At 59.8% G+C, this 22,239-nt stretch carries 22 protein-coding genes and 3 pseudogenes; 11 read left to right on the forward strand and 14 right to left on the reverse strand.

Annotation, left to right across the window (positions count from 1 at the left end; all coding sequences use genetic code 11):
* The 3 genes from P3T25_RS44700 to P3T25_RS44710 all read left to right on the forward strand — a co-directional run bounded on the left by P3T25_RS44700 (window position 1) and on the right by P3T25_RS44710 (window position 2,928).
* Window positions 1-702, forward strand: coding sequence for a response regulator transcription factor (locus P3T25_RS44700; RefSeq protein WP_429363830.1), 702 nt, complete (start codon window positions 1-3; stop codon window positions 700-702).
* 43 nt (window positions 703-745) lie between these two features.
* Entirely contained in the window at window positions 746-2,113 is a 1,368-nt protein-coding gene (locus P3T25_RS44705) for a sensor histidine kinase (protein WP_429363831.1), read from the forward strand.
* 350 nt (window positions 2,114-2,463) lie between these two features.
* The gene (locus tag P3T25_RS44710; RefSeq protein ID WP_429363832.1) at window positions 2,464-2,928 is read left to right on the forward strand and encodes an ATP-binding domain-containing protein; all 465 of its coding nucleotides are present in this window, start codon (window positions 2,464-2,466) and stop codon (window positions 2,926-2,928) included.
* A gap of 1,513 nt (window positions 2,929-4,441) precedes the next feature.
* Here P3T25_RS44710 and P3T25_RS44715 read toward each other — a convergent pair.
* The 8 genes and pseudogenes from P3T25_RS44715 to P3T25_RS44750 form a co-directional block, all read right to left on the reverse strand.
* A complete protein-coding gene (locus P3T25_RS44715) occupies window positions 4,442-5,080 on the reverse strand; it encodes a TetR/AcrR family transcriptional regulator (protein WP_429363833.1) in 639 nt (212 codons plus the stop codon).
* A 457-nt stretch (window positions 5,081-5,537) separates the two neighbouring features.
* On the reverse strand, window positions 5,538-6,317 hold the full coding sequence (locus P3T25_RS44720; protein ID WP_429363834.1) for a response regulator transcription factor: 780 nt from the start codon (window positions 6,315-6,317) through the stop codon (window positions 5,538-5,540).
* Entirely contained in the window at window positions 6,314-7,039 is a 726-nt protein-coding gene (locus tag P3T25_RS44725) for a response regulator transcription factor (RefSeq protein WP_429363835.1), read from the reverse strand. Before P3T25_RS44725 ends, P3T25_RS44720 begins: the two co-directional genes overlap by 4 nt.
* A gap of 10 nt (window positions 7,040-7,049) precedes the next feature.
* On the reverse strand, window positions 7,050-7,868 hold the full coding sequence (locus P3T25_RS44730; protein WP_429363836.1) for a MipA/OmpV family protein: 819 nt from the start codon (window positions 7,866-7,868) through the stop codon (window positions 7,050-7,052).
* Window positions 7,869-8,411: 543 nt separating this feature from the next.
* Entirely contained in the window at window positions 8,412-9,080 is a 669-nt protein-coding gene (locus P3T25_RS44735) for a LysR substrate-binding domain-containing protein (protein WP_429363837.1), read from the reverse strand.
* 8 nt (window positions 9,081-9,088) lie between these two features.
* A pseudogene (locus P3T25_RS44740) lies at window positions 9,089-9,252 on the reverse strand (DoxX family protein); the annotation flags it as partial.
* A 123-nt stretch (window positions 9,253-9,375) separates the two neighbouring features.
* Window positions 9,376-10,287: an oxidoreductase gene (locus tag P3T25_RS44745; RefSeq protein WP_429363838.1), complete on the reverse strand. Its 912-nt coding sequence runs from the start codon at window positions 10,285-10,287 to the stop codon at window positions 9,376-9,378.
* Between the two features lie 67 nt (window positions 10,288-10,354).
* The gene (locus P3T25_RS44750; protein WP_429363839.1) at window positions 10,355-11,224 is read right to left on the reverse strand and encodes an SDR family NAD(P)-dependent oxidoreductase; all 870 of its coding nucleotides are present in this window, start codon (window positions 11,222-11,224) and stop codon (window positions 10,355-10,357) included.
* A 74-nt stretch (window positions 11,225-11,298) separates the two neighbouring features.
* On the opposite strand from P3T25_RS44750, the gene P3T25_RS44755 reads away from it, so the two are divergent.
* Window positions 11,299-11,706 (forward strand): MerR family transcriptional regulator, encoded by a 408-nt coding sequence (locus tag P3T25_RS44755; RefSeq protein WP_429363840.1) that lies wholly within the window; start codon window positions 11,299-11,301, stop codon window positions 11,704-11,706.
* 448 nt (window positions 11,707-12,154) lie between these two features.
* Here P3T25_RS44755 and P3T25_RS44760 read toward each other — a convergent pair whose 3' ends face one another.
* The 5 genes and pseudogenes from P3T25_RS44760 to P3T25_RS44780 form a co-directional block, all read right to left on the reverse strand.
* A complete protein-coding gene (locus P3T25_RS44760; protein WP_429363841.1) occupies window positions 12,155-12,601 on the reverse strand; it encodes a TetR/AcrR family transcriptional regulator in 447 nt (148 codons plus the stop codon).
* Between the two features lie 12 nt (window positions 12,602-12,613).
* A pseudogene (locus P3T25_RS44765) lies at window positions 12,614-12,673 on the reverse strand (hypothetical protein); the annotation flags it as partial.
* 437 nt (window positions 12,674-13,110) lie between these two features.
* Entirely contained in the window at window positions 13,111-13,995 is an 885-nt protein-coding gene (locus P3T25_RS44770; RefSeq protein WP_429363842.1) for an HAD domain-containing protein, read from the reverse strand.
* A 367-nt stretch (window positions 13,996-14,362) separates the two neighbouring features.
* On the reverse strand, window positions 14,363-14,629 hold the full coding sequence (locus P3T25_RS44775; RefSeq protein WP_429363843.1) for a BPSL0761 family protein: 267 nt from the start codon (window positions 14,627-14,629) through the stop codon (window positions 14,363-14,365).
* Window positions 14,616-14,852, reverse strand: coding sequence for a hypothetical protein (locus tag P3T25_RS44780; RefSeq protein ID WP_429363844.1), 237 nt, complete (start codon window positions 14,850-14,852; stop codon window positions 14,616-14,618). Before P3T25_RS44780 ends, P3T25_RS44775 begins: the two co-directional genes overlap by 14 nt.
* A gap of 346 nt (window positions 14,853-15,198) precedes the next feature.
* Between P3T25_RS44780 and P3T25_RS44785 the strand changes: the two genes are divergently transcribed.
* A complete protein-coding gene (locus tag P3T25_RS44785; protein WP_429363845.1) occupies window positions 15,199-15,387 on the forward strand; it encodes a hypothetical protein in 189 nt (62 codons plus the stop codon).
* A gap of 96 nt (window positions 15,388-15,483) precedes the next feature.
* Here the strand turns inward: P3T25_RS44785 and P3T25_RS44790 are convergent, their stop codons facing one another.
* Entirely contained in the window at window positions 15,484-16,710 is a 1,227-nt protein-coding gene (locus tag P3T25_RS44790) for a tyrosine-type recombinase/integrase (RefSeq protein WP_429363846.1), read from the reverse strand.
* Window positions 16,711-16,867: 157 nt separating this feature from the next.
* Here P3T25_RS44790 and P3T25_RS44795 point away from each other — a divergent pair, with 157 nt between their 5' ends.
* The 6 genes and pseudogenes from P3T25_RS44795 (at window position 16,868) to P3T25_RS44820 (ending at window position 22,026) form a co-directional block, all read left to right on the forward strand.
* Window positions 16,868-17,902: a DNA-binding protein gene (locus P3T25_RS44795; protein ID WP_429363847.1), complete on the forward strand. Its 1,035-nt coding sequence runs from the start codon at window positions 16,868-16,870 to the stop codon at window positions 17,900-17,902.
* 4 nt (window positions 17,903-17,906) lie between these two features.
* The gene (locus P3T25_RS44800) at window positions 17,907-18,110 is read left to right on the forward strand and encodes a hypothetical protein (RefSeq protein WP_408368053.1); all 204 of its coding nucleotides are present in this window, start codon (window positions 17,907-17,909) and stop codon (window positions 18,108-18,110) included.
* A gap of 11 nt (window positions 18,111-18,121) precedes the next feature.
* Complete coding sequence (locus P3T25_RS44805; RefSeq protein ID WP_429363848.1) at window positions 18,122-18,994, forward strand: hypothetical protein; 873 nt, start codon at window positions 18,122-18,124, stop codon at window positions 18,992-18,994.
* 176 nt (window positions 18,995-19,170) lie between these two features.
* Window positions 19,171-20,217, forward strand: a complete 1,047-nt coding sequence (locus P3T25_RS44810; protein ID WP_429363850.1) for a PDDEXK nuclease domain-containing protein — start codon at window positions 19,171-19,173, stop codon at window positions 20,215-20,217.
* A gap of 205 nt (window positions 20,218-20,422) precedes the next feature.
* Window positions 20,423-20,728: pseudogene (locus tag P3T25_RS44815) on the forward strand (SET domain-containing protein); the annotation flags it as partial.
* A 1,067-nt stretch (window positions 20,729-21,795) separates the two neighbouring features.
* A complete protein-coding gene (locus tag P3T25_RS44820; RefSeq protein WP_429363852.1) occupies window positions 21,796-22,026 on the forward strand; it encodes a hypothetical protein in 231 nt (76 codons plus the stop codon).
* Window positions 22,027-22,239: the final 213 nt, after the last annotated feature.

Consider the following 22,239-nt stretch of genomic DNA (forward strand, 5'->3'; position numbering starts at 1 on the left):
ATGAAACCGCTAATACTGGTTGTTGACGATGACGCAGTGTCTCGCCACGCCTTGCGCGTCGGCCTGCAGTCGAGTGGCTACGATGTTTCGGTTTTGTACAGTCCGGCCAAGGTGTTGCGCCGCGTCGAAAGAGAGCGGCCGTCGCTGATTTTGATGAGCAGCGCGACAACCGGCAGCGGTTGTGCGCTGACGGTGCTCAATGCGCTGCGGGCCGTGGGAGACGAGGTGCCCGTTATCATGCTTGGTGATGTCGACGACGTCACGGAGCGTATTGTGGCGCTCGATTGCGGCGCGGATGACTATATGCGCGCGCCCCTCAATGTGCGCGAGGTGCTGGTGCGCGTCCGTGCTGTTCTCAGGCGAGCTGCGCAGGCGGATCTGAGGGCGCCTGCGGCGATCAAGCCATTCGACTTCGGCGGATTCAGGCTCGATTTTCTGTCGCGAACGTTGACGTTTCGTGGCCGCTACGTACCGCTTTCACAAAGCGAGTTTGCGATGCTTCGCCTGTTCGTGACGATGCCAGGGCGGGTGTTATCGAAGATGACACTCGGCCAGGCGGTGTGTTCGGAATTGCCCGGCGGTAGCACGAGCGTCGAGGTGCTTGTGCATCGATTGCGCACGAGGCTCGAGCGTGCGGCAGGGCAGCCGGCGGTCATCCGGACCGTACGCGGGCGAGGTTACGTTTTCGGTCCTCTTAAGTGACAGCATGTGCCTTGCGGCCATGTATTCCTCTGATTCCTGACCTATGGATCACATGATGTTCCGTTACTGGGTTCGAAGCCTGTCTGTCCGGCTCTGGGTGTCAAGCGTCGTGGCGCTGGCGGTCGGTCTTACCGTCATTGCCACATTCGTCGTGTATACCTTCACGCACTATCCATCGCACCGATTCGCAAAACACTCGAATCTGGCGAGTGTCCGGCGCATCGCTGACGGACTGGTCTACGACAATTCGGCACGGCCCGTCGCCATTAATTTCGATCCGCAGACTGCGTGGATTTTCAGAACAGTCGCGAACGATCTGATGTACCGGGTGCTCGATGCATCCGGGCGAACGGTTCTTGCGTCACGCAACGCGTACGACGGCGCCCCCTGGCTGCAGGATTCTCCCGGCAACGCTGTGGACGATGTGAAAGAGGTGAAGATAGGCAACAGAAGCTTCGGCGTGGCGACACTCAGGATCCGTCACGGTTTAGATGCATATTTTGTGCAAATCGCGAGGAGTGCCGAACTGAATGCAGCCATCATCAGCGAAAAATTCGACCCTCTGCCGGAGGTGGTCGCCTTTACTACGCTGATTGCGACTGTCGTTTTCGGGCTGACGCTTCCGTTTGCGGTACGCAGGATTTTGCGTCCCTTGCGCGAGACGTCGGCCGCGGCGTCGCAAGTTACTCCTTGTAACCTCAAGGCACGGCTGTCTACCGGGCGCGTGCCGAGTGAAATCACGCCACTGATCGAGGCGTTCAATGAGGCATTGACCCGTCTTGAAAATGGATTTAACGTCCAGCAGCACTTCCTCGCCGCTGCGGCCCACGAACTTCAGACGCCGCTGACCCTGATGCGCGGACAGATCGAGTTGCAGCCTGAGATTGAACGGAAGGATCTTCTCTTCCGGGAAATCGATCTTATGGCACGACAGGTTCGACAGCTGTTGCATCTCGCCGAAGTGAGCGAGTCGCAGAATTTCAGTTTTGGTAGTGTCGACAGGCGGGAAGTAGTTGAGGACGTGCTGGCGTATCTGGCGCGTAAGGCAGAGAAAGATCAGGTGAGGACAGTGGTCCGGATATCGGATGCGTTGCCGCTCATCCGAGCCGACCGGAGTGCCTTATTTATCCTGCTGAAAAATGTGGTGGAAAACGCGATCAATGTAACGCCTGCGACGGGCGTCGTCACGGTTGCGCTCGACGAAATGTCGGTCAGCGTGTGCGATGAGGGGCCCGGGTTGAATCTGGACTACGTTCCGCGGCTATTCGATCGTTTCTGGCGTGCGCCGGATGCGAGGCACGACGGCGCCGGGCTTGGCCTTGCGATTTGCAAGGAGATAGCGACGGCGCATAACTGGACAATTACCGCGGAAAACTGGACTGCGGGGGCGCGTTTCACGCTGCGCTTCTGAAGTCGGAGCCGGGTACGGTGCGAGATGGGGTTACTGCCTTGCTGAGCGTCTAGGACGGTTGACAATCTCGGCGTGGTCCTGAATCGCCTGCGTTCTGATGGGCGTGGGGTGACGATACGCAAACGTCTTCCAGTATTCGTGCTCGCGGAAAGCCCCTAAAGTCGAAGTATCGAAAGGGGACATTCTTAAAGAGTGGACTGCCCGGAGGGCGATGCGACTTTTACTGTGGCCGACGGCGGACTCGTTGGGATTGCAGTCGAAGGTCTTGAACCTGGTGACCAGGTTGTCGCCTTAATAGAGCCTGTCGAAGATCGCTGAATTCACGTTGCATTTCGGGAAGGCTCCACGAGTTGGCTTATGCGTTTTACACCGGCGAAGCGGTAGACGCACCGGATCTCGACGGGCCGCACGTCGATGTAATGGTGCGTGAGAGCATTTTGGAACAGGCATCAGCGATAGCATCGCGTTGCGCAGAGCTGATCAAGACAGAGAAAGTCGAGCCGTCCGATATTGTGGTGCTTGTTGCCAAACGGCCGAAGGCACAGCTACAAGGATCTTTGAATCGTTTGAAACTGCCCAATGGAGTCCGTTGGACTTTCGAGCAGCGTGCAGACAATGCTGTCCTCGTGGAGACAGTAGGTCGATTCAAGGGTCTCGAGGCGCCGATCGTCATCTTGTGGGCGGGCGACGAGATAATCGACCCAGTAGAGAGGGAGACCGCTTACGTCGGAACGTCTCGTGCAAATTATCTGTTGGTTGTGGTTGGCAGTGCGGTGGCAACGCACTTTCTCGCGCCCAATGTGAAAGCTGGCTAGTGCCGGAGTTGCCGTGGTCGACCCAAAACCGTAAATCTCTTGAGCATCAGGCAGTGTGACGACGGTGTTGGTTGAAGTGGGATGGACAGAGGTTCTGCGCGTGCTGGACCTCGTCGCTTTGCGATGCCGACCGTCAGGCCGTCCCGTTCTGGTCGCATCGCCAGCCTTAAAACGGCAGGCGATGTATCCTGTGCCGCAGCCAATGGGCGCACCATGAAAAACAGCGTCTCAGAAGACTGGGCGGCCAGATGAAGCCGGCGAGCAGCGCGCGGCAGCTTCCGGCACGCGATATCTACTCTGCCGACCATAGCGCATCCGCAGTCTTTGACGCGCGAATCTGCAGCAGTTGCTCTGGCAACAGGCCGATGTACTCGAGCCCGAGCCCGTTGGGTAGGGACATGCGGTGGCTGCACCAGGGCAACAGGTCGCTTACCCTGCGAGGTAAGTGCGAGGCGAAGCAACCGCATCTCTCCCACGCCCGCCTGCTAGACAAGCAGGTCGACTAGCGCTCCAATCGACCAACCGCCACCCGGAACTCCTGTGACAGGGCTGGATGCCTGGTGTCCACCACAGGCCCACGGCTGCGCGCAAGCTGGGACGCCCGTCACAGGACGGGCGAATAGCTTCCGGAGACGGCAAGGCGGGTGTCATGTTTGCGGAAATACCTGTATGGATATGCAGTACCCTGCACGGACTTCCGTAGCAGTGAACAGACACTTTTTTCGCGGGTGGGACCAATGGATATGCGCCTGCGGAAGCCTGTAGGCCATCCGATACCCGAGATTGCAGCGTTCGTCGCGGACATGAAAGAGGCATTCGGCGAGCGCGATATTGACGAAGCTATGCGTGAAGTGCTCTGGAGGTTCATTGATGTTGAAGGAGGCTACGTGAGTAGCCGCCCTCCGGCGACGTGACTCGACGAGCGTTTATCTCATGGACTGGACAGCAATCGGCTGGGTCAGGCCGACTGGCGAATCGTCGCAAAGGCGGAAATGCTGCGACGACTCGCGTGGGAAGAGGTCGGACAAGCAGTATCCATGGTGCCTTCGGAACGGCCGATCGGAGAGATCGCACTAATGTCGGACGCGGGACGCGTCAATACAGCCGACGTCTCAGCCGAATCGGATGAGCGACCACATCGTCGTCCGGTGATCCAACGTTGGGAGACTTCGATAGCAGAGGAATTATCTTCACGAGCACAGGTGGATGGGGTACCACAGGCAGGAAGGAAATGAGGACCGCTCGTGCATGCGGGCAGGGCGACAGTGCGGCGTCTCTCGCGCCTGTCCCGATCAAGTCAAAACGATCTTTTGATACAAACGGGAAGTGACGATGGTCAACGAGAGTCTTGAATGCAGATCAAGACGCCGATGAAGGACAATGGCGCCTGGCAGACTCCCTCTGAGTGGTTTTATTCGTTGGACGCAAAGCAGTCCCGCGCATGCCGAACTATGCCCGCCCTGCAAGCGTCATCGCGACAGATCGCAACTTGTTTGCCAGATATTTCCTTTGTCTATAGCCCTTTTTCGACCATATCCACCAGGCGTTGCGAGACGGCGTCCACCTGCGCAGGAGGAAGGTTACGCAACGGTCCGTCGATAACGAGCGTGGCGAGGCCATGCACGGCGGACCAGGCCAGGTATTCTGCGCCCGGGCGCCGCTCCGCGGGAAGCACTCCCGTTTCCACGAGTTTGTCCAGCGCGGCGCCCAATAGCTGGATAGGCCCGAGGCCGCTATATCCAGCTTTGGCCGGATCGACATCGCCCTCAGACTCGTCGGGAACCGCGAACATGCGGAACAATCCGGTTTCCGTCTGCGCGAATCGCAGATAGCCGATGCCGAGCGCTCGTAGGCTCGCGCGGGCGAAGTCAGCGGGGCGCTTGCTACGGCGCAGCCCGGCCAGTTCGGTTTCCATCGCGACGGCGAGTGCTGATGAGGCTGCCGAGCGAACGGCTTGAAGGAGTTCATGCCGGCTGCCGAAATGCCTGTACGCCGCATTGGGAGCCACGCCCGCGCGCCGGGTGGCCTCGCGCAACACGACCGCATCGGGTCCGCCGTCGCGCGCCAGTTCGATGCCGGCATCCAGCAGTGCGCGATAGAGGTCGCCATGGCGATACGTGCTGCGAGGCGGTGGGCTGTTCGTCAAAGTCATATTCGTTCGCTCCGTGTGTGCGCTGTCCATTATATTTGCGATCGTGTTGTGTGCGACATGCACGGGATCGATCCTTCACGCCAATGAAGATAATCGGCGATACCGCAATCGATGATTGGCTGATTTGCCTGGTAGCCTGCATTGGGGGCAGCGATTCACTTTTTCGGTTTTCCGAGCGCGTCGTTGGCGGTATTGATTGGGCGGCTTGATCCTGTCCGGATTTTCTTCGAAGGAAATGTGTGTGCTCATATGACGTGGCTTGATCACTAAAACGTACTCATCGCTCGCCTGAGCAGACTGAGTCCGCGATGCACCCAAATAGCAACGTCAGTGACAAGCAATCGGCGTAACGAAGATTGCGATATCGATGATCGCTGGAAATGGCTAAGCCTTTTCGGAAATCATCCGATTGGATGATTGGTTGCTGGTGCCGCAGGCGCGACGATCGGCTGGAGATTTACCTGACATCGGTTCGAATCGGGTTCGCCGAGAGCGGGAAGCGGATGGTAGCCGTTTTCGATACGCTCAGACTTCGGCTGTCGCCTTCCGGGCGAAAGACGTATCCCTCTGCGCGCACCGTCTGGATCAGTTCCGGAGCAGATGCATCCCGCTCGATCCGTCTGCGCAGATGATGTACCCAGATGCGCACGGCTGCCAGCTGGATGGCCGCATCGGGCCGCACGCGCTGCGCAATGACCTCTTTCGAAAAAACCTGGCCGGGCGCGGTCGTGAACAGGTTGAGAACCGCGTACTCCGTTTGCAGGAGCGGCACCACTGCGCCTCGCCGTGTGAGCGTGCGCGAAACGTAATCCAGTTCGAAGTCATTAAACCGGAACAGCGGCTTGAATATCGGGTCTTGCAGAGAAAACTGTCCGACGCGTCTGAGCACGGCACGGACCCTCATCGTCACTTCGCGAGCATTGAACGGCTTGGAGATGAAATCATCCGCGCCGCTTTCGAGCGCGAAGATGCGTTCGGCGACATCGTCCTGTTCGCCGAGCATGATGAGCGGCACATCATCACCGGCGTCTCGTAGTCCCTGCAATGCTGCCAGGCCGCTGCCGGAGATCGTTCCGCCGGTCATCACGATCAGTGCCGGTCGCTCTTCTTCGACGCGTTTTACGACCTTGTCTGGCGTGTATAGAACCGCCACGTCGAAACCGCTTGACTGCAGGCATAGACGCAACGCATCACGACACGTGGCGTCACCGTCGACGACAAGAATAAGTGGTTTCATAGCCCCCTCGTTTGTCGCGCCGGCCGGTCGGCCGGGCCAGTGAGTCGTGGTGTTCTCCGAAGCGCGAATCCTGTACCACGAATGTTCACCAGCCGCGTCGCCGCGCCGATCGCGGCCAGCTTCTTGCGTAGCCGGTGCACAGCCACTTCCAGCGCGTTAGGCGTCACCGCTTCGCACAGGCCCCACGCCGCAAGCTCAAGCGAAGCATGCGGCACGGTCGCGCCGGACGCTCTCACGAGGCACAGCATGATCTGCAGTTCGGACGGCGCGAGTAGCGCCGACCTCATGTTGTGATGCATCGAGCGTTGCTGTGGATCCACGGTGATGTCGGCGAATGAAACGATTATTGTCGCCACCATAACGGGCCGGCGCATCAGCGTGCGCACGCGGGCGACCAGCTCGCTCATCGCGAACGGCTTGGTCACGTAGTCGTCGGCACCGTCATCGAGTCCGTCCACCCGGTCGTGCAAGGCATTGCGAGCGGACAGAATCAGACAGGGTGTCGCGTGGCCGGCCGAACGCAAGGCGCGCAGGAAGGTAAGCCCGTCCCCGTCCGGCAGGCTGCGGTCGATGATCAGTACCGCATAGCCGCACCGGCTTACACCGTAGCCGGCCTCTGAGATATTGAAGAAGAGATCGGCCTCGATGCCCACAGCCGACAGCGCCCGGCGCACCATGTCCGCCTGGTGCTTGTGACCTTCGACCAGTGCCACTCGCGACATGCCGGTGCCCTCAATTGAATTGGTAGAGGTAGCCGAACATGGCCTCCGGGATCGTCTTCTTGCCGACCAGCGGGCTATTGGTGATGCCGCTGCCGAGATGCGATACACCCAGATTGAGGAGCACCATCTGATGATGTGTGATGTGGTAGTCCATACGCACGCCGGCGGACACGTCGTAGGTAGACTTGCCAGTGTATGCAGGGCGTCCGGCGCGGACCTCCGAGGGGCGCACGCCGTAGTAGTAATCGACGAATTTGTTGCTCAGCCATTCGGCGCCAACGTGCGGCTCGAACGAGAAGTTTCCGTAGTCAAAGGACCGACTGAAATCGATCTCGGCCTTTTGGCCCTTGTTCCCGCCAGCGAGAAAACTGCCTGAGATCGTACCGAAGCTGCTACGCCATGCGATGGCAGGCCCATACCAGAAGGCAGAATTGCGTTTCTGCATGCCGTTCAGGATAGGCGCGTCCGATTGCTTGTATCCACTGTCGAAGGCGTATTCGCCGCGCAGGGTAACGCTGACGCCGTTCCATCTGCCGATCTTCAGGTCGACCGTGTCGCCAAAGACATGCACCCATTTGTCGTCAAAGGAGATCAGCGGTACGGGCGAAAATTTGGTGCCATAGCCTTTATAGGGCATCTGTTCGAGACCCGCACCCACACCCAGGCCCCAGTGGGTCACATTTGTCGCATTGCTTAGGATAGCTAAGCCGGAGTTATCGGACTCGCTGGGTCCCATATCGGGTTCGTCTGCCCAGACGGCGCCGAAATTCAGGCAGACAGAGGCAACGGCAAGCAGTAGCTGGTGTTCACGGCGAAAGGTTCTTTTCACAGCGGTTCCTGAAGGGGTGGGTTAGGTCGGCATGACCACATGTGTACACTGACCACAAAACCATAGCAAAGAAAATGGACAGTGTCCACAAATACCGAATTGCCTTCAGGACGAGCGGACTTACGGTCGCTTACTCGCCACAGGTGGGGAAAAGGAGAGGATGAACATTCATGGACGCGGCCATCGGGCTGCCGTCTCGTCCGCGATATGTCGCCTGAACCCGCGGCGCGCCTGCGACTGAACGCCGGAACGCCGGAACGCATCGACCTGGGAGAATGCGGGAGGTGCCGTAAGCTCAGCGCAATCGAGTTCAGAAGGTCGCCGCCGTTTTCCTCTGCTGGAACCGGTTGCGTGGGTTCTGGAACTGAAGACGTTTGCTATTCGGCCCTGAACAACTCATTTGATGAGCGGCTTGACCTACGCGTCGTCTAAATGAACGCTATGCCGTAGTTGAGCAGAGCGATAAGAAGGGGGCGGCTGAGGGAGTGTGCCAAAGGCTGTCGGCACAGTCTTACTGACGCATTGCTTCCGACAAACTCGCGGTTACTCAGCTTGCGGACCGAATCGGGCAATCACGAAAGCGACGAAACTCGCGAGCTTGGCCGTCAGCTTGCGTTCCGGCAGATAGACAAGATGCACGGGAAATATTGGCGCAGGCGTGTCGGCAAGCAGTCGGATCAGTCTTCCTGCGGCGATATCCTGCTCTACAAGCAACTCCGGCTGGAGAATGATGCCGAGACCGGCGAGCGCCGCTTCACGCAGGGCCATGCCGCCGCCGCTGATATCGGGGCGGCCTGGCACACGCACAGTCTGTTCCGAACCGTCGGCGAGGGTGAAGCGCCAATTGCGTTCCGGGCCGCCGGCAAATCCGATCGCGAGGCAGTGATGCTTCTCCAGATCCTTAGGCGTTGCGGGCGTTCCGTTCCGTGAAAGATACGCGGGCGACGCGCAGACAATGAGCGCTGAGGGCGCCAGCGGTCGCGCAATCAGATTCGAATCTCGCAGGGCGCCGACGCGGATCGCTACTTCGAAGCCCTCATCAGCAAGATCGACGAACCGGTCGGTCAACGCCAACTCCACTTGAACGTCCGGGTTGGACTCGAGATAGTCGCTAATGACCGGCGCGAGCTTAAAGGTGGCATACATCACCGGCACGCTCACGCGCAGGCGACCACACGCGACACGTGATGGTCGACTCCAGGATAATTGCATTCATCGCGTTACACGTTTGATGCCGCTGGACTACTAAAGCGTCTGTATAACAGGTGGTCCAGTGACCATTTGCGCGCGCCTCGGCACAGAAGGCCCAGCAGCATCGCGCCCGCTCAATATGCGTAGGCCATGCCTGCGGATACACAAACGCCTCGATGACAGTTGTCATGCCGCTACGTCCAGATCGATGCCGTCCAGCATCTGTTTCTCCAGTGCGTCTATGGCGTCGATGCATCGGTGGAGAACTTCGCCTGCGGGCATCAGCACGACGATGCGTCCATGTGTCGAATCGCGTTCAATAGCGCACGCCCGTCAAATTCTCCGACGTATCCCACAGTTGCTTCGCCGTGTCCATGTCGAGCGCCCGTGTGCTGATTTTTGCCGGTGCGACCGGGCCGTTCATTTCGAACAGATGCTTGGGGCCGTAATAGCCGGCAGGGGTCGCGTCGGGAGATGTGGCGGCGAATAGCGTCGGAAGGGCGGCCAATGCAGCGGGAGCGGCGATGGGGTTGAGCAGCATGCCAACCCACCCCCAAACCCCGGAAGTACCGGGACCGTTGACCATCAGGTCTGTTCTCGCCATGCCGGGGTGCGCCGCAATGCTAGTGATCCCCCAGCCGTTCCGCTCGCTGCGACGCTGTAATTCCTGCGAGAAAAGCAGGTTCGCCAGTTTTGACTGGCCGTACGCTTTGATCGGCCGGTATGCCTGCTCGGCTTGAAGATCCGGAAAGTCGATCTTCCCGTTGCGATGGGCCGCACTGCTGATCGAGACGACACGCGGCCCCCCGGCACGTCGAAGCATTGGCAACAGGCGCCCCGTCAAGGCGAAATGCCCCAGGTGATTGGTTCCGAATTGCATCTCGAATCCATCGCGTGTCGTCGTTCGCCTGGGTAGCATCATCACGCCCGCGTTGTTGACCAGGATGTCGATCGGGACGTTTTGCGCGAGGAGGCGATCCGCAAAGTCGTGCACGGAAGAAAGATCCGCAAGGTCGAGCGATTCGAACCTGACGCTGGCGGGGCCGGCGCGCTCAAGCCGTGCCAGCGCCGCATATCCCTTGTCGGGATTTCGCCCTGCGACGATGACCTCCGCGCCGGCTTGCGAGAGCGCAAGCGCGATCTCGTAGCCGAGGCCGCCCGTCGCACCCGTTACGATCGCCAGCTTGCCGCGCTGTGACGGCGCATCACCCATGGTCCAGTCTTTCATCGCCCCTCCTTTGCTTGGGAAGATACAGCCGATACGCCTTGGGTCGGCCGTACTTCGTGATCTTCCGTCAATCTAGCCGGAGATGTTGCAGAAAGGACAGATCCGCATCATCTCGATCCGTCGACTGGCTGACGTGCTCCCATGCCGCGGTGGCCTTGTCGCGAGCCGCCTCGGCCATGCGAACGGCGAACAGCGCATCGCTTCCCAGCAGTAAATGGCTGGGGAGTTCATCCTTCCGGGACAAACTGTAAATCACCTTTGCGTATTTGCTCAGATCGCCGATCTCGTTGCCGGCCAGCCGCTGCGCCATGGCCAGCATGTGTCCGACACTCGCTTCGTATTCCGGCATGATCGCCGGGGCATCTTTCGTCGCGAGCGACGCCCAGCTGGTCGGCATGCTCCCCGGCTCAACGGCGACCACTTTCACACCGAACCCGGCAACCTCCTTCGCGATCGATTCCGTGAAGCCGCCGACAGCGAACTTGGCAGCGTGATAGGCGCTCATGCCGGGCGCGCCCAGCCGACCGGCACCCGACGAGATGTTGATGACGTGTCCGGAGCGCTGCAGGCGCATGACCGGTAAAGCGGCACGGGTCAGGTTGACGACACCGTAGAAATTCGTGTCGATCTGCGCCTTGAAGTCGTCCCGGCCCATCTGCTCGAACGGCGCGACGGAGCCGAACCCCGCATTGTTGACCAGCACGTCCAGTCCGCCGAACGTATCGACCGCGAGCTTGACGGCAGCCTGCGCGGCCACCGCGTCGGTGACATCGAGCGTAGCAACCGCGATCCGGTCGCCATAACGCGCCTGAAGCTCAGCAAGCGGTTCGGTCTTTCTCGCTGTCGCGACGAGACGGTCGCCATGGTCGAGAACGACCTCGGCGATTGCCCGGCCGAGACCATGCGCGCTTCCTGTGATCAGCCATGTCTTTGCCATTTTCATTTCCTGTTTCATGTGCAAGAGCACTACACTCTAAGTGCGTACCACACTACATAGTCAATAGCTCAATCATGCTGATTTCGGATTTTGCCCGCGCCACGGGCCTGCCCCGCGAGACGGTGCGCTTCTACGTACGCTTCGGTCTTCTGCGTCCCACGACGAACGGCAAAGGTGGCAGCCATCCCTATCAGTTTTTTACCGATGAGGATATCCAAGCGGCTGAGGTGATTCGGGTGGGACAGTCCCTCGGCCTGTCGCTCAAGGAAATAGCTGCTCTGGATACGGAGCGTCGCGAAAGCGGCATCGCGCCTGAGCGCCTTACGGAGATTTTGAGTGGGCAGCTTGCTGACCTTGAGGTGAAGGCGACCGAGCTGGAAGCGATGATCCGCTATGTACGAGCGAAGATCGATTGGCTGGCGGCTGGAGGACACGGCCCCCATCCGAATCTCGGGCAATGCGGGTGCGACGTCACTCCCTGAAACCAGGTGTTTGATCCATCCGCGAGAATGAAATATGTATTGGCTTGCGCCGTTATCTGCTCCCGGTTCGTAGATCAGTTTTGTGAGCGACTCTAAGGATCTAAGCCACGATAGGTACGCTTTCCGGTGTGCCTTCGATTCCTGGGTCAAGGTAGCCAACGAGCTTAGCAGATCGAATGCGAGGCATGTTGCCTCGCGACGCCCACAGTCTATTGCTGAAGGCAAACTTGGATCAGACAGATCCTGAAGAACTTTCAGTCGACCGCTCAACGGCGGGAAAATACGATCGTCATCAAGAAGCGAAGGTATACCGGAAACGTCGACTTTGAGAAAAGACGTTCTGGATAGCCTTTCAGAGTCACTTCAGGACACCACAGTCGCGTGCCAGCGACACCATTGAGTCACGCGGTGCGCGCGTTACCGCTACGGCTCGTCATTTGCACCTTGGCTACAGAAGGGGGTTACTCGAAGGTTTGACGGTGGTCATGCCGACCAGCATGGCAAGAAACTTCTCGCGCTCCGGACCCGATAGCGGCCGTAATCCCATGGACTCGTTGAACCAGAGACCATCGACAGCAAATCGGATTAGTTGCGTGGCGGCTCCGCTGATGCCATCGGCGCGGCAGCGGGCCGTCCATTTTTCTAGGTGCGCCGCGTAGGTTGCCATGAGAGCTGGCTCGAGAATCAGAATACCGATTAGCGCTGCGCTCGGGATGGGCTCAGCATTACCCTCTTCGTTGAACATCGAGAAAGTGGTTCGAATATAACCGCGTGTCCAGGCGCCCGGAAGGGCGTCGTTCTCGGCGAGCTGCTCAATACGCAGATCGAACTCACTTAGCACGTATTCAATCAACGCTCCGAGCAGCGCGGACTTGCTCGGAAAGTGATAAAGCAATCCACCCTTGCTGATTCCTGCGATCGCCGCGACCTCGGAGAGGGTCAGCGCAAGGATGCCTTGCGTGCGCAGAACAGGCTTCGTGCTGGTTCCGGTATCTCCCGAAGTCGCACATAACTGGTGTTACCGACGGCGTGAATCGGAACATCAAGCTGTTGTGGGCGTGGAGGTAGTTCCTCCTTCCCAGTCAGTGCCACCGCAACAGCACGTGCTACCAGGTCCCATATGGTCGAAGCGTAGCGTGGATAGTCGTCCAAGGTTGCTGCGCCTATTTCCCCCTGCACGTCTTCTTGCAGTTTGACCCTGTAGTCTGCGACCGCGCCATTCTTAACTCTGCCGATGTTAGCGGTTGCCAACACTCGGCTACCGCTCTCGCGGCCGCCCGGCCACAGTTCGACTGTAACTCTTAGCATGGGTGGTACCTCCGTCATATGGCGTTGAGAAATGAGCAAGCCATTGCTGCTGGCCTGGTTCGCATAGTAGCTGCGCCTGAATCAACTTGACTGGCCTCACTGGGTGAAATTGTCCTTATGTACTTCGACCAGCCAATCTCGGATACGCTGCTGAGCGCTTTCATCGCTGATGCCACGCGTTGAGTCGAGAAGTACAAAGTTCCCCACCAGCTCACCGGGTTCATATCCGAAACGGTCAACGCCGTACACGGAATCATCGATTGCCAGCCAATGCTTCAAGCGTTTTCCGAACGCATAGCTAGTAATAATGTCGGTGCGCCCTGTGCCGTCTCGGAAGTAGCTAAATCGCGCCTTCCTGCCTTTGGTAGTCCCGACTACTCGTCGCGCAAGTTTTGCTGGCAAATACGAAATGACCTTTTCCTCTTGCAGCGTTTCTAACCACGAAGTGGTGAGAACGATTTCCACAGATGGGTATGGCTCAAGCATCTCAACCAGGAGCGGAGCAAACTCGAACAATGCGCGACCGGAGTCGAGCGTTATCTGGCCGGCGGTATCAATGAGCGCGTGACCTGCGTGGAGTGTTCCATCGTAGTCGACGAAAAGGGTCGGGGTGGTCCTATCCAGTGTGATGCTCGGCCTTGGACCAATCTTCGTAGCAGGTGACTGGCTCGCCAACACGTCATACCAGTTTACTGTGTGGCCGAGAGCTTCTAAGGCGACGTCGGCATCGCCATTTGGCATAACTAGCATGACAAGGCCGAAATCTTTGAGCACCTTGAATAGGCGCTCCGTCCCGACGGACTCGCCGGTTTCGATGCGCGAAAGTACCCGAGGTGATACCCCGATCTCGTCGGCTGCGTCTCGGATGTTGAGCTCACACCTGACGCGTGCGTCGCGAACCAGTTGCCCAAGTTTGTGAAGATCCACGGCAAGCGGGTTTGGGTTTGAACTGTCATCGTTCTTTGACGGGATAGGATCCATTGGCGTCTACCAACCTAATAGGGTTTGCAGTCGAGACATGAGCCAAGCGAGTTCGGACGGTTATACCCATGCCTTCCGAGAAAGGACGGCGCGGACGCGCTGAAGAGTCGGATCGTGAGATTGGTTTGGGTGCTCGGCCGCATCACGCCTCGCGATAGGAAGGAGTTGGGCGGCGAGATATTCGCAGATAAGCCAGCGCTCGTGCCTGTCCGCCGTGGTTTGCCCAACACTGTATAAATTGTCAAACCGTACGGCGCAAATCTTTGGCCGCGCACCTGGAACCACGCCCGGCATCTTGTCTCGTGGAAAGTCTTCGGGTACGTCGTCGGTTTCCATGTTTTTTTGTCTCCTGCCAGAAACGCGAAGGTCAATCGGGGTCTGAGGGGCGGCGCGAAAATTTCGACGCGTGCCATTGCTGCTGCTCATCGTGTCTGCGGAGGCTCGGATCCGCCCAAATTCCTGGCAGCGCCGCAGCCGAAACGGCAAGGTCGACTGCTAATGGGTAGTGCCTTAGAAGACCCTCGGCGACGAATTGGATGAGGCCGTGGATGGCGACGTCCTCCGCTGCAACGAGAATTCGCAAAAAGTCTCGCGTATCGAGAACAGACTTCGTCCGCTCGTCAGGTGTTGTCATAGGTCGTCTCGGGTATCCCGCACACAACCATCGAGCGAGGTATGGTTGAGAAGTCAGCGGTGGACGGTCGAACCCGGCAATCTGAGCGAGACCCGGAGCGCGTCTGCGCCCCCGGCTTCTCCTCGTCTGACCAGTCATCAAGGTGCACGTGATTGCTGTCGATGACAAAAGCCGCCTCCATCGCATCAGTGAAGGATTCTCCGCGTACCTCGTTGAGTTCCATGCGCTGCCTCCTTGCGGTTGTCGTCGGCAGGACCGAGGGGTGCCTGCCGACCGCAAAACCATGCTAGCGCCGATGGGACGTGTCAGTGGCAACGAAAAATGGGGCTGTTGCACAGGCAGTTTTTCTTTTGGACAACTTATGCTTTACTGGCGGCCGATTGGCCAAGTTATGCTTCTTGTCGGCGGGTGGTAGGGAGAAAAGTCCAAGGGCAGAGGACACGTTACGCTTGCATCTCGGGATGGCTTTTCCGTAACGGCACAACTTGTCCGAGGAATTGACACATCCATATTGCGTAGGCGCGCCGACGATCCGATGTGCCGGCGTGGGACGGGGCAGAGATGCAGCGATGAGCTACTTCCGCGGCGTTATGAGGCGCCCCCGGGATGGACCGTGGTTTGCCCGCTGGGCGAATCAAACCGTGCGAATGTTCCAGTTGCGCTGCGTCGTATCCATGGTTGCGGTGCGCATGCTTGAACATGTCGCTGTTGTCCGTTTCTTGTTCGAACTGGTTTTCCCGATCGCTGTTCGTCAGTGATGCGTGGCGCAGGTTGTCGCGCACGGTATGTCGATCGGCGCCGCCGTCGGCCTGTGGGTCAACGCGATTGCCGGGGCCAACCGTCCGGAGCCGGGTTCATGGGTCGTGCTTCGCCGGACCGGGCTCCGCGGCAGGCGGCGTCTCCCAGTTCATGCGGTGGCGTTTCACCGTTTCGCGATGGCGTTTGTCCTCTTCCTCGTGCAAGTAAAGGCTCGTGGTGTTCAGCGACACGTGACCGAGATTGTCGCGCACCGTGCGCAGGTCGACGCCGCCGTCGGCCTGGTGCGAGCCCGAGGTGTGACGCAGCCAGTGCGCCGACGCCCGGTCCAGTTCATCGGCGCGATCGGTGAACTCAGGTCCGCGGGCGCGTAACCAGTCCGCCGCGTGACCGAACACGCTTTTGATCGCGTCGTGCACGGCTGAGCGCGACATGCAGCGGCTTTTTCCCCTGAACGGGATGACCAGCGGCGTGTCGTCGGTGCGAGCCGGAAGCGGCGGGAGACCGTTCGCCTTCCGGTAGCGGGCCAGCTCGGCGATCAGTTCGGGCGACGCGGGGACGATCCGTTCCCGGTCACCCTTGCCGAGGATGTCGAGCCACCACTGCTCGCGCCCGTCCGCACCGAGCCGCCGCGAGAAGTCGCCCATCTTGCCGGCGGCGACCTCGGAGAGGCGCATGCCCTGCAGGTAGAAGAGGGTAGTGAGCCACCGGCAGCGGGCGGCGTACGCCTGCTGCACCGCGGTGTCCTCCGGCAACTGCCCGACGAAGGCCTTGACCTCATCCCACAGCGACATCGACAGGTAGCGCGTGACACGCGGCGCCGTATGTTTTCCCCGCTGGCGCAGTAACGCCATCGGGTTGCCGCGCAGGTAACTGGCGTCGACCATCCAGGTGAACATGCCGTTCAGGATGATCAGCGACTGTCGCTGGCTGGCCGGTGACAGCGGTCCGTTGAACGGCCGCCAGCGTGCGTTGCCGCGCGGGTATTTGCCGCCGCTGGCCGACACCCAGCGGTTTTCAGGTTGCGGATTGGCGAGAAATACCTTGAACAGCAGCAGATCCTCGTGCGTGAGCGACGACAGCGGCTTGCCGAGCTGTACGACGGCCCACAGTAGCAGCCGTTCGGCTTCCTTGCGGTAATTGTCGAAAGTCGTCTTCGTGTCGGTGTAGTTGGCAAGCCACGCGCGCACCGCGTCCAGGTCATTGCTGGCCGACAGCTGGGAATGGGCGGTGTCGCCCCGGTTGGTGCCGTGGCGACCATCGAGGCGTTCCGGAATGACGAGGGATTCGACCGTCTGGATGGACGCGATTTGGGTGTTTGACACGGTCCGGGCGGCTCCGACAGGTGTGACACGTTCTCGGTCGGCGCTCCCGACCAAATACACGACATTATAGGCCTAATGTCGTGTATCCAGTCACATACGTTGTATATATAGCGTTTTACGTTGTATTATTAACGCTGCCTAACGAGATTTCCCGTCCATGCCTGACGCCCTGCCCGCTGTCCAGCCCGACGAAGCCCGCCTCGCCGCCGAAATCGACCGCCTGAAGGCCGCATTCCCGAAGACCCGCGAGCTGTACCGCGAGGTTTGCGCGCTGCTGTTCTTCCGCTTCGGGATCACGCCGACCGCGAACCGGCTGTATCAGCTGGTGAAGCGCGGCAGCATGAGCACGCCGACTCAGGTGCTCGGGGAGTTCTGGGTTGAATTGCGCGAGAAGAGCAGGGTGCGGATCGAGCATCCCGATCTGCCGGCGGAGTTGCAGGCGGCTGCCGGGGAACTGGTCGCGGCGCTGTGGACGAGGTCCACCACGTCAGCGCAGGCGGCGCTCGAGGCACTGCGGACTGATGCCGAGGCCGAGAAGGTCAGCGCGCGCAACGAGGTAGCGTCGCGGCAAGCCGAACTCGAACGGACCGAAACGGCACTCGAGCAGCGCACCGGCGCGTTGCTGTCGGCACAGGTGCGCATTCAGGAGCTTGAGCAGGCGCAGGCCGCCGGGGAGGCGACGCGTCAGGCGCTCGAGACCGAAATCGCGCGACAGCAGGACGAGATCGGCGCGCGCGATCGGGCACTGGTGCAGGCGAGGGCGGATTTCTCGGAGGAGCTCGAGAAGCTGCGGGCCAGCGCTGGACTGGCGGAGGAGCGACTACGGGCGACCGAGAAGCGGGCGCTGCTCGAGATCGAGCGTGAGCGGGTTGCCAGCGCACGACTCCAGAAGGAACTCGACGCTGCAACGCGCCGCACGGAGCAGGGCGAGGCACGCCACCGCAGCGAGCTGCAGGCCGTGCAGGCGCAACTTGCCGATGCGCGGCACCAGGCCGGTGTCCTCGAGGGCAGCCTGGTGGCTGTGCGCGACGCCAGCGCCGGCTACGCGCGAGAGCTCGGGTTGCTGCGAGAGCAGATGGCGGGGGCGGTCGCCCCGCGCAGCTCAGGTCGCAAAGGTGGGGCTGTCAAGGTACCCGCCCGCAAGCAGCCTCGTGCGACCCGCAAGGCGGCATCGGCGAAGAAGCCGGGATAAGCGCATGAACCCGACCGCCCGGAAAAGGAAGAAGGCCGTCTGCCCACCGATCGGCGCGCTGATGCGGTATCGCGATCGCATCGTGCGCGTGGTCGCCGAAGCCAGCGGTCAACGCGCGGTGATCGAGTCGGTCGACGTCAATGGCCGGTCGTTCCGCAGCGTGGTGAAATGGGCTAATCTGGCCGGTCTGAACGATCAACTCTTCTGACGCTGACCATCATGCAGCTCGACATCTTCGCCGACAGCCGCGACGTCATGCTCCGCAACGATGTGGTGGATGCCCTCCACCGGCGCGATGCAGTCTCTGCCCGGCAGGCCTTGAAGAGACTGGCAGGCGAATTTCCCGATGACGACACCCTGGCCGGGCTGGCGACATTGATCGATGTGCTCGACAGCGATGTCGCCACGCCGTTCGCCGATCATCCGGCGCTGGCGGCCGCCTGTGGTCGCCTCAATGATGAGGTTGAACCAGCGGCGCGGCGGTTACTGGGCGACGCACCCGGACGGGCGTGGATGGCGTCATGCTGGCGGACGCTCGCGCAGCAGGCCGCGGCCCTGCCGTTTCGCGCTGAGGTCAGTGACCTTCACGCGGCGCCGCTCTGGCTGCGCGCGGGCGACTGGGGTGAGGCAAGACGGGCCGTCGAGCGGATCGAGTCGTGGCGCCGGATCCCGGCGCCGCTGACGTGGATGGCCGAGGTGTGGCATCGGGCGGGTGGCGTGGAATCTGCGTTGCCGTTGCTTACCGAACTGGCGTGGCTGTCGCCAGGCCGCCTGGCTGATCTGTTGTACCGGCTCGCCGACGCGTCAATCGACACGTTGCGCAGGAAGTTCGACGCGAATTTCGAGGGTGCAGGGCAGACCGCCGACCTCGCGTGGTTCCCTGCGTGGGTGCTGATCCAAAAGCCAGGACTGGCGCCGCTGCTGCGTGAAGCGCAGCCGTCGCGCCAGACAGCGCCGGAGCGGGCGACGCGGCTGCTGCTGCAGATCCTGAGCCTTGAGCGTCAGGGTAACCAGCACGAGCTGGTGGAGCGTCGCAAGGCACTGCGCGATCTGCATGCCGGGTTGTATGCGGCGTATATGAGAACGCGGTGATCTGACTGACGGCAGCCGTGGGCCGCCTGAAAGTGGGTATTCGAGCGTCACGCATTTTGCCTATGTGCGTTGTCCAGATTCGTGCGGTAGCAGGACAGACGCATCTCATGTGATCTGCGACCACCAGGCGCTGCGAGGGGGATAATGCGCGCTTCTTGTAGAAGGATCTGCACAATATGACGACTCCCGCGCTTCACGACCTGGATGCGCCCTTGCTCGCCGATATCCGGCGACTGATCGACGCGGCCAGGCGCCGGGCGGCCGCAACGATCAATGCCGAGTTGACACTTCTTTACTGGCAGGTAGGTCGCCGGATCCAGGCCGAGGTTCTTGGCGGCGAGCGTGCCGGGTATGGCCAGCAGGTCATTGCCTCGCTGGCGCGCCGGTTGACGGCCGACTACGGTCGGGGTTGGAGCGAGAAGCAGCTGCGACATTGTCTCCGCACCGCGGAGACTTTTCCGGACGAGGCAAGTGTCTCCGCGGTGCGGAGAGAATTGTCCTGGACGCACATCAAGACGCTGATCTACATTGACGATCCCCTGAAACGCGATTTTTACGTTGAACTTTGCCGGCTTGAGGGATGGTCGTCCCGTCAGTTGCAGGAGAGAATCAACTCCATGCTCTTCGAGCGCAGCGCAATATCGAAGAAGCCCGAGGAAACGGTGCGTCACGATCTGACCCAATTGCGTCAGGAACAGAAGGTGTCACCCGACCTACTCCTGAAGGATCCGTACGTTCTCGACTTTCTGGGGCTGAACGATCACTACCTGGAGAAGGATCTGGAGGACGCCATATTGCGCGAAATCGAGCAGTTTCTGCTCGAACTGGGGGCTGGTTTCACCTTCGTCGCCCGGCAGAAGCGCTTACAGATTGACCATGACGATTTCTACATCGATCTGCTGTTTTACAACCGGAAACTCAAGCGGCTTGTGGCGATAGACCTCAAACTCGGGACTTTCCGGCACGAATACAAGAGTCAGATGGAGCTCTACCTGCGCTGGTTGGCAAAGCACGAACAGGAGCCAGACGAGGCTCCGCCGCTGGGAATTATCCTATGCGCGGGCAAGAAGCAGGAGCAGATTGAACTGCTGGAACTCGACAAGAGCGGCATCCATGTTGCCGAATATCTCACCGTCCTCCCTTCGCGGGAAGCCTTGAAAGCCAAGCTGCATCAGTCGATTGCGACAGCTCGGCAACGCTTGCTGATGAAGGATGAACAATGAGCACTAAACATGGTCGCCAGCCGCAACCTCCAAATCGCTGATTCAGATCGACTGGCGAGGTCCATCTGGACAATTCCGAAGCAGTGGTTCGGAATTTCAAACTCGCTGAGCTCGCTGGCGGTTCATCGGGGAGTCCGTCGTGCTGGCCGAGTTGGCAGGAAGGTGCGCGATTATATTTGGCATTAGCATGGCTAGCTGGAAGAATATGCGGCGAGTTATCGTCCGGCGTTCGCCGGTTCATGGAAAGGGCGTGTTCGCGCTACGGTGGATCGCAGGCGGCGAGCGCCTTCTCGAATACAAGGGTGAAGTCACGACCTGGCGAGAGGCGGTGCGTCGTCATCAGCGTCACGGTGTTGACGGTCATACTTTTTTCTTCGGACTTTCCAACGGATACGTTATTGACGGCAGTCGCGGCGGCAACAGTGCGCGGTGGCTTAACCACGCACGCGCAGCCAACTGCGAAGCGGTTGAGGATGTGGGGAGGGTGTTCATCGAAGCCGTCAGGGACATTGTCAAACGAACTAAAGTTGATACGCATTCGCTACTAACGTTGCAACTTTGCCGAGATTGAGAGACAGGTCGCGAAAAAAGTGTTTTATGACAAAGACTTAGAAATCAATTGACGTAAAGTTGCAACCCCTGCCGAGGGTTACCGTGTGCCAAGACCGCCTGCGGATAGCCGATTCTCAGCAGTAGCGTGGTTGTGTTCGAGCGCAGCGTCGCCAGATCGCAAGGTATACAAGCCGCTCGTTCCGCAGATAGTTGCCCCAGACGCGGGTGAAGAGATCTGGTTGATCGCGCGAGGTCTTCGGTCGACAGAAGATCATCTGGTCCCGTCAGTGGGCTGCGGGTTCCTCAACGGAATGGTAGGGTGCCTCATCAGGCCATCCGGCGAGAGCAGCGGCGGTATGAATGCGCATCCTTTGGCACATGCACGTGAGAAACTGTGCCAGCTGATCGAACAGTCAGGTGTTGTTGCGCCATCGCTGCCAATGTTTCGTGCCTTGACTACAATTGATCGCTGCTCTTTGCCCGGGACATTGGTGTGTCGGGGATCGGAACATGTCGCCGAATCGTTCGGCTCCATCGCGTAACCATTTTTGTTCGCATACCGAAATAGTATCGAGGAAAAATATCATTCTCTGAAAATAAGTGGTGTTTGCGGTAGAAAAACGTGAGACGGGTTCGGGACAAATTCCGGTCACGAGAGCGTGTCTTCGCAGCGATAATGTTGCAACTTTAGTTCAATTCCCATCAGTGTTGCGATTTTAAGTCAATTTAAAGTGACAACAACTTGCAACCCTCGATTGGGTGGTTCGTTGATTGGTGTGGGTTTCCGGCCACTGAGGGGGGTGCATGTTTAGTTCGATTGACAGCAAACGTGACGTTGCAGCAACAGATGGCCGCACTACGCCCGGCCGACGCGCGTGAGGCGCGACCCGTTCGCGCGAAGGCCGCCGCCCCTGCACACCCGGCGGTAACGCGCCCGTCCCGCACCCCGGGTCCGTCGCTCAAGACAGTGTCCGCACCGTCGACGGCGGGCAAAACAACGATACGCCGGAAGCGGAGCTAGGCGCGATGGAACGAGATAGTCGCCCGCGCAAACGGGGTTCAGGGCGAACCGGACGTAAGGCCCCGGCCTGTCCGCCGATCGGCGCGCTGATGCGCTACGGCGAGCGGATCGTGCGGGTGGTCGCCGAAGCCAGCGGCCAGCGCGTGATTATCGAGTCGGTGGACGAGGATGGCCGCAGCTTTCGCAGCACGGTGAAATGGGCGAGTCTTGCGGAGATGGGCGAGGGCCTGTTCTGACATGTCCGGTCGGGTATCCTCCTTTCGAAGCGACGCGTGGAAACGAAAACGATGACGGATGTGACTCTGCCTGAAGGAGACTCCAGCGATACGCTCAGCGACGTGGTCGCGCTGCTTGACTAGTCTTACTGTGTCATATATCCTGAGGACCACTGCTTCGATGAATGGTGCAAGCGTTGCGTGAGCCGTAGTCCGAGCAAGATGCGCAACGTA

Origin of the sequence: Paraburkholderia sp. GAS32, from assembly GCF_050434225.1 — a bacterium.
Classification (GTDB): domain Bacteria; phylum Pseudomonadota; class Gammaproteobacteria; order Burkholderiales; family Burkholderiaceae; genus Paraburkholderia; species Paraburkholderia madseniana.

Coding starts and splice junctions, on each gene's coding strand:
- P3T25_RS44780 (WP_429363844.1), bottom strand. CDS start 14,852: ATGGAACTCAACGAGGTACGCGGAGAATCCTTCACTGATGCGATGGAG.
- P3T25_RS44705 (WP_429363831.1), top strand. CDS start 746: ATGGATCACATGATGTTCCGTTACTGGGTTCGAAGCCTGTCTGTCCGG.
- P3T25_RS44810 (WP_429363850.1), top strand. CDS start 19,171: ATGACGACTCCCGCGCTTCACGACCTGGATGCGCCCTTGCTCGCCGAT.
- P3T25_RS44755 (WP_429363840.1), top strand. CDS start 11,299: ATGCTGATTTCGGATTTTGCCCGCGCCACGGGCCTGCCCCGCGAGACG.
- P3T25_RS44775 (WP_429363843.1), bottom strand. CDS start 14,629: ATGACAACACCTGACGAGCGGACGAAGTCTGTTCTCGATACGCGAGAC.
- P3T25_RS44770 (WP_429363842.1), bottom strand. CDS start 13,995: ATGGATCCTATCCCGTCAAAGAACGATGACAGTTCAAACCCAAACCCG.
- P3T25_RS44720 (WP_429363834.1), bottom strand. CDS start 6,317: ATGAAACCACTTATTCTTGTCGTCGACGGTGACGCCACGTGTCGTGAT.
- P3T25_RS44805 (WP_429363848.1), top strand. CDS start 18,122: ATGCAGCTCGACATCTTCGCCGACAGCCGCGACGTCATGCTCCGCAAC.
- P3T25_RS44820 (WP_429363852.1), top strand. CDS start 21,796: ATGGAACGAGATAGTCGCCCGCGCAAACGGGGTTCAGGGCGAACCGGA.
- P3T25_RS44745 (WP_429363838.1), bottom strand. CDS start 10,287: ATGAAAGACTGGACCATGGGTGATGCGCCGTCACAGCGCGGCAAGCTG.
- P3T25_RS44785 (WP_429363845.1), top strand. CDS start 15,199: ATGAGCTACTTCCGCGGCGTTATGAGGCGCCCCCGGGATGGACCGTGG.
- P3T25_RS44700 (WP_429363830.1), top strand. CDS start 1: ATGAAACCGCTAATACTGGTTGTTGACGATGACGCAGTGTCTCGCCAC.
- P3T25_RS44795 (WP_429363847.1), top strand. CDS start 16,868: ATGCCTGACGCCCTGCCCGCTGTCCAGCCCGACGAAGCCCGCCTCGCC.
- P3T25_RS44725 (WP_429363835.1), bottom strand. CDS start 7,039: ATGTCGCGAGTGGCACTGGTCGAAGGTCACAAGCACCAGGCGGACATG.
- P3T25_RS44750 (WP_429363839.1), bottom strand. CDS start 11,224: ATGGCAAAGACATGGCTGATCACAGGAAGCGCGCATGGTCTCGGCCGG.
- P3T25_RS44715 (WP_429363833.1), bottom strand. CDS start 5,080: ATGACTTTGACGAACAGCCCACCGCCTCGCAGCACGTATCGCCATGGC.
- P3T25_RS44735 (WP_429363837.1), bottom strand. CDS start 9,080: ATGCAATTATCCTGGAGTCGACCATCACGTGTCGCGTGTGGTCGCCTG.
- P3T25_RS44800 (WP_408368053.1), top strand. CDS start 17,907: ATGAACCCGACCGCCCGGAAAAGGAAGAAGGCCGTCTGCCCACCGATC.